The organism is Gammaproteobacteria bacterium (assembly GCA_016712635.1).
GTDB lineage: Bacteria > Pseudomonadota > Gammaproteobacteria > SZUA-140 > SZUA-140 > JADJWH01.
The window spans coordinates 423,760-438,214 of sequence record JADJQS010000001.1 but is presented as its reverse complement, the minus strand read 5'-3'; the positions used below and the strand labels follow the sequence as shown (position 1 = coordinate 438,214).

The window sequence follows — 14,455 nt, the reverse complement described above, 5'->3', positions numbered from 1 at the left end:
AATCGCGATAGGCTGTTTACAACAGGCCCAACTCGGCGAATGAAGCCACCCTGCCGTCCCCGATCACGAGGTGATCGAGCACCCGGATATCCACCAGATGGAGGGCGTCACGCAGGCGCTGGGTCAGGCGCTGGTCGGACTGGCTCGGTTCGGCCACCCCGGACGGGTGGTTGTGGGCGAGGATGAGCGCGGCGGCGTTATAGCTCAGGGCCCGCTTGACGATCTCGCGCGGATGCACGCTCGCCCCGTCGATGGTGCCGCGGAACATTTCCTCGAAGGCGATCACGCGGTGGCGCGTGTCCAGGAACAGGCAGGCGAAGATCTCATGGGGGCGGTCGCGCAGTTGCGCCATCAGGTAGTTCTTGGTATCGGAGGGATTGCTGAGCGCGTCACCGCGCGTCAGGGTTTCGCGCAGGTGTCGCCTGCCGAGCTCGAGCATGGCCTGGAGCTGTACATACTTGGCGAGTCCGAGTCCGGGACTGCGGCACAGCCGTGCACGGTCCGCCTCGAGCAGGGCGCGCAGACCCCCGTACTCGAGCAACAGCTCGCGCGCGACGTCCACGGCCGTCTTGCCGCGCACGCCGGTGCGCAGGAGGATCGCCAGCAGTTCGGCATCGGACAGGCTGGCCGGGCCCTGCGCGCATAGCTTTTCACGCGGCCGCTCGGATGCAGGCCAATGAGGGATCGCCATGGTCGACACTCCTTGTCGTCCTGAAAAGGCTGTGCGGCGGTCGCATCCCGCGGCCGGATCCCCGCGCGCCCAGCGCGATTAAATGCTATCTTAATGGGCCCCCGGGCGCGTTCCGCCCGGTCCGGCTTCAAAGCTTAGCGATACCGTATGCGTCTGGCAAATAAAAAGATCCTGCTCGGGGTCAGCGGCAGCATCGCCGCCTATAAGATCCCCGACCTCGTGCGCCGGCTGCGCGCCGATGGCGCCGAGGTGGAGGTCGTCCTCACGCGCGCCGGCGCCCAATTCATCACTGCACTGACCCTGCAGGCGGTGTCGGGTCGCCGCGTTCACACGCGTCACCTCGATCCCGAGGACGAGACCGTGATGGGACACATCGAGCTGGCGCGCTGGGCGGACCTGATCCTGATCGCGCCCGCCTCCGCCCACCAGATCGCCAAGCTCGCCGCCGGGCTGGCCGACGATCTTCTGTCCACCCTGTGCCTGGCGAGCACCGCACCGCTGGCGCTGGCGCCGGCGATGAACCGTGTGATGTGGGAACATCCGGCCACGCGTGCCAACGTGGCGACACTCGGGAGTCGCGGCGTGTGCCTGTTCGGTCCCGGCAGCGGTGACCAGGCCTGCGGCGAGACCGGCCCCGGGCGCATGCTGGAGCCCGAGGAACTGGCCGGGTTGACCGCCGGGCTGTTCCAGTCCGGCCGCCTGCAGGGCCTGACAGTGCTGGTGACCGCAGGGCCGACGCGGGAGGCGATCGACCCGGTACGCTTTCTGTCCAACCGCAGCTCGGGCAAGATGGGTTACGCCCTGGCCAATGCGGCGTTGGAGGCGGGCGCGCGCGTTACCCTGATCAGCGGACCTGTCGACCAGGCGCTCGCCGCGGGGGTCCGCCGCATCGAGGTGACTTCGGCCGCGGAGATGCGCGGCCGTGTGCTCGAACATGCGGATTGCGATGTGTTTATCTCCGCCGCGGCGGTCGCGGACCATCGCCCGGTCAACGTCGCCGCGCGCAAGCTGAAGAAGGACGAGATGTCCGCGGTGTTAGAGCTGGAGCGTACGCCGGATATCGTGGCCGAGGTCGCCGCATTGCCCAACGCCCCCTTCATGGTGGGCTTCGCCGCGGAGACCGAAGACCTGGCGCGCAATGCCCGGGTGAAGCTGCAGTCCAAAGGGCTGGATATGGTGATCGCCAATCTGGTCGGGCGGGAAGGCGTCGGTTTTGAAGCCGATGACAACGAGGTGACCGTGTTCTGGCACGGGGGGCAGGCGGACCTGCCGCGCGCATCCAAGCAGAAGCTGGCGCGCGACATCATCAAGCACATAGCGGAGAGATATCATGCACAAGGTGCAGCTGAAGATTCTTGATGCCCGCCTGGGCAATGAGATTCCTCTGCCGGAGTACATGACCGCGGGGGCGGCGGGCATGGACCTGCGCGCATGTCTCAACGAGCCGCTCGAGATCCGGCCGGGCGAGACGCACCTGATTCCGACCGGGCTCGCGATCCACATCGACGACGACAACGTCGCCGCCGTACTGCTGCCGCGTTCCGGTCTTGGACACAAGCATGGCATCGTGCTGGGCAATCTGGTCGGCCTGATCGATTCCGATTACCAGGGGCAGGTCTTCGTCTCCTGCTGGAACCGCGGACGCGAGCCGTTTTCCATCATTGTCGGCGAGCGTATCGCCCAGATGGTGTTTGTCCCGGTCGTGAAGGCGGATTTCGAAATCGTGGATGAGTTCGAACTCAGCGATCGTGGTGCCGGCGGTTTCGGTCATTCCGGCCGCAATTGACCGCCCCGGCCCCGGGTCTACCCGCATGACAGGCAACCGGCATTCTCATGCTTGAATCCCGCCCCGGCGGCGCGGCGGAGCCGCGCCGGTACACGCTTAGCCTGGCCCGCTGTGCTGCGGGATTGTTCGCCGCCGCGGCGCTGGCGCTCGGCGTGACGGCCTATTTCGCCGTCGAAAGGGTGACACGCGTGCTGGCCGACCAGCAGGCGCGAGCCGCCGCCGTCGAACTCGACGCCCTGCAGCGACAGTTGAACACGCGGTTCGGGGACCTCCGCCGCCAGGTGGAGGCCTTCGCAGGTGAAACGGAGACGCTGCGGGTTCTGCAGGACGGTGACGCGCTGGAACGGCGCGCGCGTGAACAGGAGATCGCCCGCCTGATCCCCGGCGCCACCCGTGTCAGCCTGACCGTCGCCGGCAGCGAATTGCCGCCCGCGGGCGCCTTTCCCCAGCTCGGTTTCGCTGATCTCGAACTGATCGCGCGCATGGAAACCGAGCGCATCCCGCCGCTGCTCGAAGTCCATTTGTTCCAGAGCCCGGATCAGCACTTCGACATCGTGGTGCCGGTACGCCCTTCCGGGAGCGATAGTACACTGGCCGGCAGCCTGCTGGTCTCGCTCGACGTGGACATCATTCAGGCACCGCTGCAGGCGATGCGGTTGGTCGCCGGATACGTGGAACTGCAGCAGGCCCTGGGCGACGGCAGCATGCTGGTGCTGGCGCGCACCGCGGGTGCACAGCCGCGGCAGGCGGCGGCGCGGGACGTCGAGCTGGACGGGACGCGTTGGCGGCTCAGCTACTGGCCGCTGCCCGCGCCCGGAGCGGCTGGGCTGAGGGCCGCCGTGGCGGCCGTCGCGGTCGCGGCGCTGGCGCTGCTGGGGTTGGCCTTCTATGGTGGTTTCAGGCTGCTGGCACGCGCGCTCTCACGCGATCTGCGCACGGTCGAGTCGGCGGCGTATGATGTGTGGCGGCGCGGTGCCGTGCGCGACCAGTATCAGGTGGCCTTGCGCGAATTCGCGCCGGTGATCGAACGTATCGCGGCGGGTTCTCCGCCGGAAGGCAGTGAAGCTGGGGGAGCGGAAATGGTACAGGGTAAATCGACACAGGAGGACAGCGGCATCCGGGTGACCGAATTGCCCGCATTGTCCGCCTCGATATTCAAGGCCTATGACATACGCGGCATCGTCGGACAGACGCTCGACGAGGATATCGTGTATGCGATCGGCCGCGCCATCGGCAGCGAGGCGCGCGCGCGCGGCCTGTCCGCCGTGGCGGTGGCGCGGGACGGCCGCCTGTCCGGTCCGGGCTTTCTCGCCGCGCTCAGCCGCGGACTGCGTGCCACCGGCACCGATGTCATCGACATCGGACTGGCGCCGACGCCTCTGCTGTATTACGCCGCGCACACGCTCGGCGCCGGTTCGGGCGTGATGGTGACGGGCAGCCACAATCCGCCCGAGTACAACGGCTTCAAGATCATGATCGGCGGCGAGACCCTGGCGGGTGATGACATCCAGCGTCTGCGTCTCCGCATCGAATCGGGTGACCTGATCGCAGGCGAGCGTGAAGGCGGTTACCGCACGCATGCCATCGGCGCAGACTATATCCAGCGCGTCGCCGGCGATGTCAGTCTCAAGCGCCCGCTCAAGCTGGTGGTGGACTGCGGCAACGGGGTCGCCGGGGCGATCGCCCCGATCTGCTGCGCGCACTGGGGTGCCGGCCGATCGAACTGTTCTGCGAGGTGGACGGAAATTTCCCCAATCATCACCCCGATCCGAGCCAGCCGGAAAACCTGGCGGACCTGATCCAGGCCGTCAGGGAGCACAAGGCGGACCTCGGTCTGGCCTTCGACGGCGACGGCGACCGCCTGGGCGTGATCGACGGCACGGGACGGGTGATCTGGCCGGACCGGCAGATGATGCTGTATGCCATCGACGTGCTCGGACGCAATCCCGGCGCCGAGATCATCTTCGACGTGAAGTGCTCGCGCCACCTGGCGCGCGTGATCGAGGAGCACGGCGGCCGCCCGCTGATGTGGCGCACCGGGCATTCGCTCGTCAAGGCCAAGATGAAAGAGACCGGTGCGCCGCTCGCCGGCGAGATGAGCGGGCACATCTTCTTCAAGGAACGCTGGTACGGCTTCGACGACGCCCTCTACACGGCCGCGCGCCTGCTGGAGATCCTGGCGGGACAGCCGCGCCCCGCGGCCGAGGTCTTCGCCGGGCTGCCCGACGCGGTGTCGACGCCGGAACTGCGGGTGGATTTCACCGAGGGGATGCACCATGCGTTCATGGAGAGGTTTCTCGCCGCGACCCGTTTCCCCGGCGCGAAGCTGTCGACCATAGACGGCCTGCGCGCCGATTTCCCCGATGGCTGGGGCCTGGTGCGCGCCTCGAACACTACGCCCTGCCTCATCATCCGCTTCGAGGCCGATGATGCCGCCGCCCTCGGGCGCGTGCAGGAGGCGTTCCGGCGCGCCCTGTTCGCGATCGACCCCGCGCTCGTGCTGCCCTTCTGAGCCGGCTGTATGCGTGCATGGGGCCATGGTTTAATATCCGCTCAGGCGGGCCGCGGCGGCCCGCCCGGCTGATCAGCGGAGACGCGCGTCCATGACTCTGAATACCGATTCCGCCATGAACATCGCCCGGGTGTTGACCGAGGCGCTGCCCTATATCCGGCGCTTCGCCGGCAAGACCATCGTGATCAAGTACGGCGGCAATGCCATGGTCGACGAACGGCTCAAGAGCGGTTTCGCCCGCGACGTGGTGCTGATGCGGCTGGTCGGCATGAATCCGGTCGTGGTGCACGGCGGCGGACCGCAGATCGGACGCCTGCTCGAGCGGATCGGCAAGCAGAGCCAGTTCGTCGACGGCATGCGCGTGACCGACAGCGAGACCATGGACGTGGTGGAGATGGTCCTGGGCGGGCTCGTGAACAAGGAGATCGTCGCCCTAATCAACCGCCACGGCGGCACCGCGGTCGGGCTGACCGGCAAGGACGGTTCACTGATCCAGGCGAGGAAGATGGTGTTCACGCGCCAGGCGCCCGAGATGAACGCGCCGGAGATCATCGACATCGGCCATGTCGGCGAGGTCGCGAGCATCAACGCCAACGTCATCAACATGCTGGTGAAGAGCGATTTCATCCCGGTGATCGCGCCGATCGGGCTGGGCGAGGACGGCCTGTCCTACAACATCAACGCCGACCTGGTGGCGGGCAAGGTGGCCGAGGTGCTGAAGGCTGAGAAGCTTATCCTGCTGACCAATACGCGCGGGGTGCTGGACAAGAGCGAACAGCTCGTATCGCGCATCAACGCCCATGACGTCGACCGCCTGGTCGCCGAGGGCGCCATCTACGGCGGCATGCTGCCCAAGGTGCGCTGCGCGCTGGAGGCCGTGCAGGGCGGGGTGCAAAGCGCCCACATCATCGACGGCCGGGTCGAGCATGCGGTGCTGCTGGAGGTGTTCACCGACGAGGGCGTGGGGACGCTGATCCGGCGCTGATCCCCGCGCAGGATCAGGGGTTCCCGGCGCGCTGCGCCTCGAGCTGTTCGGCCTGCAGCTGCTCGAAGCGGGCGATGTCCTGCGCGGCGGTCTGCTCGAGGCTGCGCCGCTCGCTGCGGCGTTCCTCGATGTAGTTGCGCTGGTGCTCGAGCTGCTGGTCGATGTCGCGGATACCCTGCTGCAGCTTGAGCGTCGCCTCGCCGCCGCGTTCATTGGCGGCGGCATTCCTGGCGAGGGCCGCGCGGCGTGTGGTCAGTTTATCCACCACCGAGGTGGCGAGGCTGATGGAGGAGTCGATGCTGGCGAGCTTGGCGTCGTATGCCGCCTTGACCTGGGTGGTGTCCTGGTAGGTCTCGATCAGAAACTGGTCGCGGATCTCGCGCCGACGGGCCTCCTCCTGTTCCGCCGCCTGTTCCTGAGTGCGCCGGCGCAGTTCCGCGCGCTGCGTCGGATTCGGCGCTGCGTCGACCTTCCTGTCTACCAGTCCCTGCTTGTCCAGCTTCTCGTGGGGACGGTGGATGTCCGCCGGCGGGATGGTATCGCCGTAATGAACGCGGCCCTGCTCGTCGGTCCATTTATAGGAGGCGCCCAGTGCCGCGGGGGCGGCCAGGTACAGACACAATACGATCGGCGCCGCGCGGAACCGCCGGGATATGCTCCGGTACGGCCGACTTATGTCGGGGATGCACGAACGGGCCGGCGCTGTGGTGGGTGGACGATGCGATGACTTCATCTGAGTATGTGCCATGGACTGGCTGAGCCAGCTGGTCTTGTTTGTCATTTCGCTCCTGGCGAACCTGTTTTCGGCGTTGTCCGGGGGCGGGGCCGGGCTGATCCAGCTGCCGGCGCTGATCTTCCTCGGTCTGCCCTTCGGTACGGCGCTAGCGACACACAAGATTGCAACCGTCGCCTTGGGTATCGGCGCGACGCTGCGCTACCTGAAGGCCGGCGGGCTGGAGCGGCGCCTGGCCGTGTTCATCCTGGCAACCGGGCTGCCGGGGGTGGTGCTGGGGACCCGGCTGATCCTCCAGGTACCCGACCGGGTGGCGCAGATAACGCTCGGTCTGCTCACCATGGCCCTGGGGATATACTCCTGGTTCAGCCCGGGTCTCGGCCAGGAGCACCGCCCGCAGCACCGCGACCGGCAGGGCTACCTGATCGGCGGCGGCGCACTGTTCGCGATCGGCGTGGTCAACGGCTCACTCTCCTCGGGCACGGGACTGTTCGTCACCCTGTGGCTGGTGCGCTGGTTCGGGCTGGATTACAAGCGCGCGGTGGCCTATACCCTGATCCTGGTCGGACTGTTCTGGAACGGCGCCGGTGCGCTTGTCCTCGGCATGCAGGCGGCGGTCCGCTGGGACTGGCTGCCCGCGCTGCTGCTCGGTTCACTCGTCGGCGGCTATCTCGGCGCCCACATCGCGGTCGCGCAGGGCAACCGCCTGATCAAGCGCGCGTTCGAGGTGGTGACGCTGCTGGTGGGGGTGAAGTTGGTGATGGGATAAAAGTAGGCTCAAACTAAACTAAAATTACAGCGCCTCGCATTATTTTAAATGAATTATATTACCGCCCATATGAATCAAAAAGACTAAGTGGTTTTTCTGCTTTTGCTGGCGGCATTTTTAATATCCGTTGTTTTTGGCAAACCCGTAATATCTCAGATAGCAGCGTTTTTTATGCTCTATTGTTCATGTTCGAGTTTTCGAATTACCTAAGAGACAGGAGCAACACGGGAATTGTATGGAGGTATATAGGTAAGTATGAGGATTTGCTTGGTCGGTTCTTTGTAAAAATATTGTTCAGTATAATAACGCTGTTTGCTTTTGCTGTGATGTTGTTTTCTATTTATAGTTCTTTTAGAAGATAGCATTCGGGGAAGACTAAATAGTTAGCAAGCATAGGTTGGGCTGAACGTTTTTTTGAAGCCCAACATTTGCAACGTGATAGAACTGCTGGCTGCGATCGATGGCAGGATGTTTGGCTTCATTTAATTCAGCCCGACCTGCGACGCTGATGCGGAGTTACGTAGCCCGGATGAAGCGTAGCGGAATCCGGGAATGGACTTAGTAAATACTCCCGGATTCCGGCGCTCTGCGCCTTCATCCGGGCTACTATCGATTTCCTCAGGCTGCGCCTTTTGCGCCGTACTGTTTCCTATAATCCTCGATCCGCTCCAGCACCGGCCCGAGATCGGCGCGCTTTGACAGATAGCGGATCAGCGTGTCGAGGTTGGCGATGCTGACGACCTTGATGCCGAACTGCGTCTCGACCTCCTGGATGGCGGACTGCGCGTGCTTGCCGCGTTCCTGGCGGTCGAGCGAGATGGCGACGCCGGCGACGGTCGCGCCGGCGTGGCGGATGATGTCCACCGATTCGCGCACCGAGGTGCCGGCCGAGATCACGTCGTCGATGATCAGCACGCGGCCCGCGAGCGCGCGGCCGACGATGATGCCGCCCTCGCCGTGGTCCTTGGCCTCCTTGCGGTTGAAGGCGTAGGGGACGTTGACGCCGTGGCGGTCGCTGAGCGCGATCGCGGTGGCGACCACCAGCGGGATGCCCTTGTAGGCGGGGCCGTACAGCATGTCGAAGGCAAGGCCGGAGCCGCGGATCGCCGCCGCGTAGTAGCGCCCGAGTTCGGCGATGGCGTCGCCGTCGTCGAACAGTCCGCTGTTGAAGAAGTACGGGCTCAGGCGGCCCGACTTGAGGGTGAACTCGCCGAAGCGCAGTACGCCGCGCGCGATGGCGAAGTCGAGAAACGCCTGCTGATAATCCTGCATCGACCGCTCCTGCATGAGATGTGGGCGCTATTGTAGCGATCCGCCGCCGGCGGGGAAACCGGGATGTCGCCGCGCAGTCGCGTGCGCGGCGTGATCAGGTGTCTGCGAAGTAGCGTTCTTCCTGCGCGGACAGGGTCGGCTGCTCCGCGACGCCGCCGCGGAACGGGGCGGCCGGCGCCGGGACGTCGGTACCGGCGGCGACGTCTCCTGCGTCGTGCTGCGGCGCCTCGATCAGCAGGCCGATATTGCCGTCCACCTCCAGGATGCGGAAGGTGCGGGCGGTCAGCGCGGGAAAGGCGTGTTTCAGATAGGCCATGCCGGGCAGCGCCAAGGGGGCGAGGACGATGAGGCGGAGATCCTCGCTGCGGAAGCCGGCGCCGTTGCCCGGCGGATGGCCACGGAAAAGGGCGGGGTAGAGCCGGTACAGCATGCCGCGGTTGTCGGAAAGTCCCTCGATAACTGCGAGCCCCGCAAGCAGGGCGCGCCCGCCGTCGCGACCGTCGTAGGACACGACCGCGGGGTGTTTGTCCGCGTCCAGGCACAGCAGGTGGTTGCCTTCGAACGGAAGGTCGTTTGTGATCAGCTCAAAGGATTCTCCGAGGATCTGCGGCAGCGTGTCCGTGACGAGCTCCTGCAGGATCTCATCCGAGGTCAGTGCGATGGTTTTCAGCTGTATGCCCATGGTTGTTCCTTGTTGTACGCGGACGGCGGCCCCGGATCGCCGTCGGTGTCACGGTGGTCGTCCGCAGAACACAGGTCAGCCAGCAGCATGCGCGCGATATTATCCAGCACGGCGCCATCCGCGGCGCGTGCCGACCCGGCGGCGGTATACGAATAGCTGGCGACCCTGATGCCGAGGAAGCGCTCTGTGGCGGAGGCGAAGCGCATGAAGCCCTCTGCGGCCTCGCCGCGGGTGCGTGCCCCGGTGAGCGTTGCGCCGACCAAGGGCGCGGTATCGTGCCGCGCGAGCGTCTTGAGCGCGAGATAGGCTGAGCGCATGCCGCGAGTTTGCACAGGTACGCTGAACAGGGCGAGGGTGCAGGGGACCGCTGCGGCCGGTGATGCCGTGACGAGCATCAGTTCTGGGGGCAGGTCGCAGCGCAGCCTTGCCAGCAGCCCCTCGAAACCCGTTCGCGGGGGCATTTCGATCGCGCCGGCCCGGGCGCCGTCGGGGGCCGGACGGACCAGGGTGACCACTCCCGAGATCGTGTCGTCGACGGCGACCGCGGCGCCGCGCACGGCAAGTGCGCGGGCGAGGCCGTCGACCGGCAGGGCGCAGGGGTCAGCCGGATCTCCGAACACGGCGATCCGCACAGGCTCACGATCCTCGCTGAGGAAGTGGCCGCTGATCCGGCGCAACCGCGCCCTCGACCCGGTTTCGCCGGCCTCCCGGTTCATCCCCGCGTCAGACGGTTGCCAGGTGGCGGGTATGCTCCACTTCGAGCACGGAATTGATCTCACCGTATTCATTGGTCACGAAACGCGGATTGGTGGGATCTGCGCGCCAATCCCCGTTGACGATCAGGCGGTATTGATAGCGTCCGGGGCGCAGGCGCAGGGTTTTGGTCAGCACATCGCCGTGGCGTTCCGTCGTGACGTCACGGTCCGGCACCCATCCGTTGAAGTCGCCGGCGAGCCGGATGTCGAGCCCGGCGGGACCCTGGAAGACCAGGCTGATTTCCTCCACGTCTTCCGTTGCCTCCGTGACAGGCATGGCGGGGTGGACGGGCCTGTCCATCGCCTGCGGCCGATCCGTGCGGCCGGCCGCGGGCACGGCGGCCGCGGAGGTCTGCGCGTAGCGGCGCAGGATCTCGGCGGCGAGCGTGAGATAATTTTCACTCGCCACCGAGCCGGGCCGATGGTCCATGATCGGCATACCCCGCGCCGCGGCCTCCTTCAGACGCACGGTATAGTGAATGTTGACCGGGAGGATTTCATCGCCGAAGCGTTCATTAAGCTGGCGCAGGACATCCTGCGTGAAGCGGGTACGGTGATCGACCAGGTTGGGCAGTATCCGCACCGGGATGTCGAGTTCGTATTTTTCCGCCAGCAGGTCGATGGTTTCGCGCAGCCGGTCGATCCCGTCCAGCGCGAACACGCTCATCTCGACCGGGATCAGCACCAGGTCCGCGGCGCGCAGCGCGTTGAACGAGAGCAGGCCGAGCGTGGGCGGACAGTCGATGATGATGAAGTCGTACTTCAGGGGCAGGCTTTCCAGATGCTGTACGAGTTGACGCTCGCGGCGCGGCATGTCCCCCAGCAGGTGTTCGACCGCGGCGAGCGAGATGGTGGACGGCACCAGGTCGAGTCCCGGCGCGACATCGGGGATGATGACCTCGCTGAGCGTCGCCTCCTGGATGAGCACCTCGTACAGCCCGCTCACATTCTCGCAGCGCTGTCCCAGCCCCAGCGAGGCGTGTCCCTGGGGATCCGTGTCGACGAGCAGCACGCGCTGGCTGTTGCGCCCCAGCGCGGCGGCCAGATTGATGGCGGTGGTTGTTTTGCCGCATCCGCCTTTCTGATTGGCTATGGCGATCGTGATCATGTGTCATATCCCTCCACCCGTCGTGACGGTTTTGTTATGGGCATAAAAAAGCAGCTGTGACGCCGCTTCATTCTCCGTGTCGGGCCGCTTCCTGACGGCCGCGCGTTCGCGCACGGGCATCCGTTTCCGTTCGTGTCGCGAGCCCGCGGCGCCCTGGCGGCGTGATTTCCGGAAGTGGTGCGGATTTGGAACGGGCGACAGCCTCCCTGGCTGTACGCCCGGTGTGTCGCGTGCGTCCCGCCTGATCGGAAGGACCGCGGTGCCGCCCGCATCATATCCGGCGGGCGGCGCCGGTTTTCCCGCGGGACATCCCTGCCCGGGGATAAACGCCGGTTGTTGCGCGCGGCGGTACACGCCGGCGACGCATGCATGTGCGTGAAAGGAGAGTTGCGGTGAGATACCGGCGCTGAAGAGGCGCGCGCGGAGGGTAGATCGTCCCCGGGAGTTCTGATCCGTGCTGCAGCGATGTGAGCGCTGTTGCCGGGTCAGTCCCGATGATGCGGATGCTTGACGGTTGTTGCCGACCGTTTCCATCCCCCTGCTCCCGCGACGGGAGCGCTGATGTGCCTAGTGTGGGGTGAAATCCGTGGATGTCAAGTGGGCGGGTGAATAACCGCGGCTCAGCCAAATTCACCGCGCGCGCGGGCTCCAGTATCATCGATGTCTTCGACACACGGAACGGGTGACAGTGATGCGCATCATTACTCTGAATGCCAACGGTATCCGCTCGGCGGCCCGCAAGGGATTCTTCGCATGGCTGGCCGGGCAAGGGGCGGACGTGGTCTGCCTGCAGGAGACCAAGTCGCAGGAGCATCAGCTGAGCGATGAGGTGCTGCGGCCGGCAGGCTATTTCGCCTATTACCACGACGCGGAGAAAAAGGGCTACAGCGGCGTGGCCCTCTACAGCCGGCGCGAGCCGGACCGGGTGACCATGGGGCTGGGATGGCCGGACATGGATCGCGAGGGGCGCTTTCTCCAGGCCGATTTCGGTCCGCTCAGCGTGATCACGCTCTATCTGCCCTCCGGCTCCAGCAGCGAGGAGCGCCAGGCGGTGAAGTTCGATTTCCTGGAACGTTTCGTTCCGGTGCTGAAGGGATTCCGCCGCCGCAAACGCGAGTATGTGATTTGCGGGGACTGGAACATCGCGCACACCAGGCTGGACATCAGGAACTGGCGCGGCAACCAGAAGAACTCAGGTTTCCTGCCCGAAGAGCGCGCCTGGATGGACGCGCTGTTCGGCCCGCTCGGATTCGTCGACGCCTTCCGCGTCGTCAATCAGCAGGCGGACCAGTACACCTGGTGGTCCAACCGCGGGCAGGCCTGGGCGAAGAACGTGGGCTGGCGCATCGATTACCAGGTGATCTCCCCCGGGCTGAAGGAGCGGGTGCGGCAGGTTTCCATCTACAAGGACGAGCGCTTCTCCGACCACGCCCCCCTCACCATCGACTACGACTACGAACTGTGACGCCGGGGATGTGTGTCAGCGCGTTTCGGCGGCCCCGCCGCCGCGCGGGTCGCTCGCGGCGCTGACGCGGTTGCCCGCGCGGTCCCACAGGATCGCCTGCATGTTGCCGTAGGGGCGCGTGCGCTCCTCGAGGTGGTGGCCGAGCGCAGCCAGGGCGGCGGCCTCGTCCGCGCTGAAGGCGCCCGGCTCGTAGCTGACGGCGTCCGGCAGATACTGGTGGTGATAACGCCTGCGGCTCACCCATTCTTCCGGGGAGCCGCCCTGCTGGAAATCGAGGGCGGCCAGCAGCACCATGGTGATGATGCGGCTGCCGCCCGGCGTGCCCAGGATGGCGACCCTCCGGCCGTCGTCGAGGAAGGTCGGCGTCATGCTGGAGAGCGGGCGTTTGCCCGCGGCGATGGCATTGGGCTGCGCGCCGATCAGGCCGTAGGAGTTTCCCACCCCCGGCTTGACGGAAAAATCGTCCATCTCGTCGTTGAGCAGCACGCCGGTGCCGGGCGGGACGAACGCGGCGCCGAAGGGAAGATTGATCGACAGCGTCGCGGCGACGCGGTTGCCGGCGCGGTCGAGGATGGAGAAGTGGGTGGTGTCCGTCCCTGCTGCGTCGGCCTCGATGCCAGGGAGCAGGGCGCTCGGCGTGGCACGTTCGGGGTGTATGGCGTTGCGCAGGCCGGCGGCGTATGCCGGGTTCAGCAGCTGCGCGGCCGGGATCTCGACGAAGTCCGGGTCGCCGAGGTAAACGGCGCGGTCGCGGTAGGCCCGCCGCATGGCCTCAATGACGAAGTGGCTGCGCTCCGCGGCGGCGAGCTCCTCCAGCGGATATCCCGCGAGGATGTTCAGCATGGTGACGAGCGCAATCCCGCCCGAGGACGGCGGGGCCGCAGCGGTGATGCGCACGCCGCGGTATTCGCCCCGTACCGGTTCGCGTTCGACGACACGGTAGTCGGCAAGGTCGCGCAGGGTCCAGATCCCCCCTGCCGCGCGCACGCCCTCGACCAGGCGCCGCGCCACCGCGCCGCCATAGAAGCCTTCGCGGCCGTGTTCGGCGATCGCCTCGAGCGCTTGGGCCAGATCCGGCTGACGCAGGACGAAGCCTTCCGCCGGCACCTCGTTACGGTCGAGAAAGACGGCCGCGGCGGCGGGCGATCGGCGCAGCGCCTCGATTCGGAAGCGCGCCAGCCGGAGGTAGTGCGCATCGACGGCGAACCCCTCGCGGGCGGCGCGGATGGCGGGCGCCAGGCTCCGCACCAGGGGCAGGCGCCCGTAATGCCGGGCGAGATGCTCGAGCGCGGCCGGCGTGCCGGGTATGGCCGCCGCCAGTGCGCCGTCGATCGACGCGGAGGGGATGACCGCGCCGTCGGCACCCAGATACATCGCGGGGTCGGCGGCCATCGGCGCGCGCTCGCGGCCGTCGAGCATGGTTTCCCGTCCGTCGGCGGCCCGGTGCAGCAGCCAGAAACCGCCGCCGCCGAGACCCGAGCCGGTCGGCTCGACCACCGCCAGCATGGCGCCGACCGCCACTGCGGCATCGAAGGCGTTGCCGCCGGCCTGCAGGATCTCGTGGCCGGCTTGCGTGGCGAGCGGATGGGCTGAGGCGACGGCGGCCGCGGGCGGGACGGAAGTATCCGCGGCCCGGGCGGGCAGTCCGCCGGTGCCGGACACGATGTACAGAAGGACGCCGGCAAGTGCGTACCAAG

Annotated in this window: 12 protein-coding genes and 1 pseudogene; 6 read left to right on the top strand and 7 right to left on the bottom strand. The window is 66.5% G+C overall.

Annotation, left to right across the window (positions count from 1 at the left end; translation table 11 throughout):
* Nucleotides 1-16: 16 nt before the first annotated feature.
* Nucleotides 17-691 carry a DNA repair protein RadC gene (gene radC, locus IPK65_01915; protein MBK8161934.1) on the bottom strand — a complete coding sequence of 225 codons (675 nt, stop codon included), beginning with the start codon at nt 689-691 and terminating at the stop codon, nt 17-19.
* A gap of 147 nt (nt 692-838) precedes the next feature.
* On the opposite strand from radC, the gene coaBC reads away from it, so the two are divergent.
* The 4 genes and pseudogenes from coaBC (at nt 839) to argB (ending at nt 5,974) form a co-directional block, all read left to right on the top strand.
* Nucleotides 839-2,050, top strand: coding sequence for a bifunctional phosphopantothenoylcysteine decarboxylase/phosphopantothenate--cysteine ligase CoaBC (coaBC, locus tag IPK65_01910; GenBank protein MBK8161933.1), 1,212 nt, complete (start codon nt 839-841; stop codon nt 2,048-2,050).
* Nucleotides 2,022-2,477: a dUTP diphosphatase gene (dut, locus tag IPK65_01905; protein ID MBK8161932.1), complete on the top strand. Its 456-nt coding sequence runs from the start codon at nt 2,022-2,024 to the stop codon at nt 2,475-2,477. The genes coaBC and dut overlap by 29 nt, the downstream gene beginning before the upstream one ends.
* A 1,079-nt stretch (nt 2,478-3,556) precedes the next feature.
* Nucleotides 3,557-4,989, top strand: a pseudogene (locus IPK65_01900) (phosphomannomutase/phosphoglucomutase).
* A 91-nt stretch (nt 4,990-5,080) separates the two neighbouring features.
* Nucleotides 5,081-5,974: an acetylglutamate kinase gene (gene argB, locus IPK65_01895; protein ID MBK8161931.1), complete on the top strand. Its 894-nt coding sequence runs from the start codon at nt 5,081-5,083 to the stop codon at nt 5,972-5,974.
* A 13-nt stretch (nt 5,975-5,987) separates the two neighbouring features.
* Here the strand turns inward: argB and IPK65_01890 are convergent, their stop codons facing one another.
* The gene (locus IPK65_01890; GenBank protein ID MBK8161930.1) at nt 5,988-6,596 is read right to left on the bottom strand and encodes a DUF4124 domain-containing protein; all 609 of its coding nucleotides are present in this window, start codon (nt 6,594-6,596) and stop codon (nt 5,988-5,990) included.
* Between the two features lie 124 nt (nt 6,597-6,720).
* Between IPK65_01890 and IPK65_01885 the strand changes: the two genes are divergently transcribed.
* Nucleotides 6,721-7,476, top strand: coding sequence for a sulfite exporter TauE/SafE family protein (locus IPK65_01885; protein ID MBK8161929.1), 756 nt, complete (start codon nt 6,721-6,723; stop codon nt 7,474-7,476).
* Between the two features lie 618 nt (nt 7,477-8,094).
* Here the strand turns inward: IPK65_01885 and pyrE are convergent.
* The 4 genes from pyrE to IPK65_01865 all read right to left on the bottom strand — a co-directional run bounded on the left by pyrE (nt 8,095) and on the right by IPK65_01865 (nt 11,293).
* A complete protein-coding gene (pyrE, locus tag IPK65_01880) occupies nt 8,095-8,748 on the bottom strand; it encodes an orotate phosphoribosyltransferase (protein ID MBK8161928.1) in 654 nt (217 codons plus the stop codon).
* Nucleotides 8,749-8,842: 94 nt separating this feature from the next.
* Nucleotides 8,843-9,430: a hypothetical protein gene (locus IPK65_01875; GenBank protein MBK8161927.1), complete on the bottom strand. Its 588-nt coding sequence runs from the start codon at nt 9,428-9,430 to the stop codon at nt 8,843-8,845.
* Nucleotides 9,415-10,107 (bottom strand): hypothetical protein, encoded by a 693-nt coding sequence (locus IPK65_01870; protein MBK8161926.1) that lies wholly within the window; start codon nt 10,105-10,107, stop codon nt 9,415-9,417. The genes IPK65_01875 and IPK65_01870 overlap by 16 nt, the downstream gene beginning before the upstream one ends.
* A 46-nt stretch (nt 10,108-10,153) precedes the next feature.
* Nucleotides 10,154-11,293 (bottom strand): AAA family ATPase, encoded by a 1,140-nt coding sequence (locus IPK65_01865; GenBank protein ID MBK8161925.1) that lies wholly within the window; start codon nt 11,291-11,293, stop codon nt 10,154-10,156.
* Between the two features lie 691 nt (nt 11,294-11,984).
* On the opposite strand from IPK65_01865, the gene xth reads away from it, so the two are divergent.
* Nucleotides 11,985-12,758, top strand: coding sequence for an exodeoxyribonuclease III (gene xth / locus IPK65_01860; protein ID MBK8161924.1), 774 nt, complete (start codon nt 11,985-11,987; stop codon nt 12,756-12,758).
* 15 nt (nt 12,759-12,773) lie between these two features.
* Here the strand turns inward: xth and ggt are convergent, their stop codons facing one another.
* Entirely contained in the window at nt 12,774-14,423 is a 1,650-nt protein-coding gene (gene ggt, locus IPK65_01855) for a gamma-glutamyltransferase (protein ID MBK8161923.1), read from the bottom strand.
* Nucleotides 14,424-14,455 lie beyond the last annotated feature (32 nt).

Bases quoted from the DNA above. Each gene is read 5' to 3' on its own strand.
- xth (MBK8161924.1), top strand. From the start codon at position 11,985: ATGCGCATCATTACTCTGAATGCCAACGGTATCCGCTCGGCGGCCCGC.
- dut (MBK8161932.1), top strand. From the start codon at position 2,022: ATGCACAAGGTGCAGCTGAAGATTCTTGATGCCCGCCTGGGCAATGAG.
- IPK65_01875 (MBK8161927.1), bottom strand. From the start codon at position 9,430: ATGGGCATACAGCTGAAAACCATCGCACTGACCTCGGATGAGATCCTG.
- pyrE (MBK8161928.1), bottom strand. From the start codon at position 8,748: ATGCAGGATTATCAGCAGGCGTTTCTCGACTTCGCCATCGCGCGCGGC.
- radC (MBK8161934.1), bottom strand. From the start codon at position 691: ATGGCGATCCCTCATTGGCCTGCATCCGAGCGGCCGCGTGAAAAGCTA.
- argB (MBK8161931.1), top strand. From the start codon at position 5,081: ATGACTCTGAATACCGATTCCGCCATGAACATCGCCCGGGTGTTGACC.
- coaBC (MBK8161933.1), top strand. From the start codon at position 839: ATGCGTCTGGCAAATAAAAAGATCCTGCTCGGGGTCAGCGGCAGCATC.
- IPK65_01865 (MBK8161925.1), bottom strand. From the start codon at position 11,293: ATGATCACGATCGCCATAGCCAATCAGAAAGGCGGATGCGGCAAAACA.
- IPK65_01885 (MBK8161929.1), top strand. From the start codon at position 6,721: ATGGACTGGCTGAGCCAGCTGGTCTTGTTTGTCATTTCGCTCCTGGCG.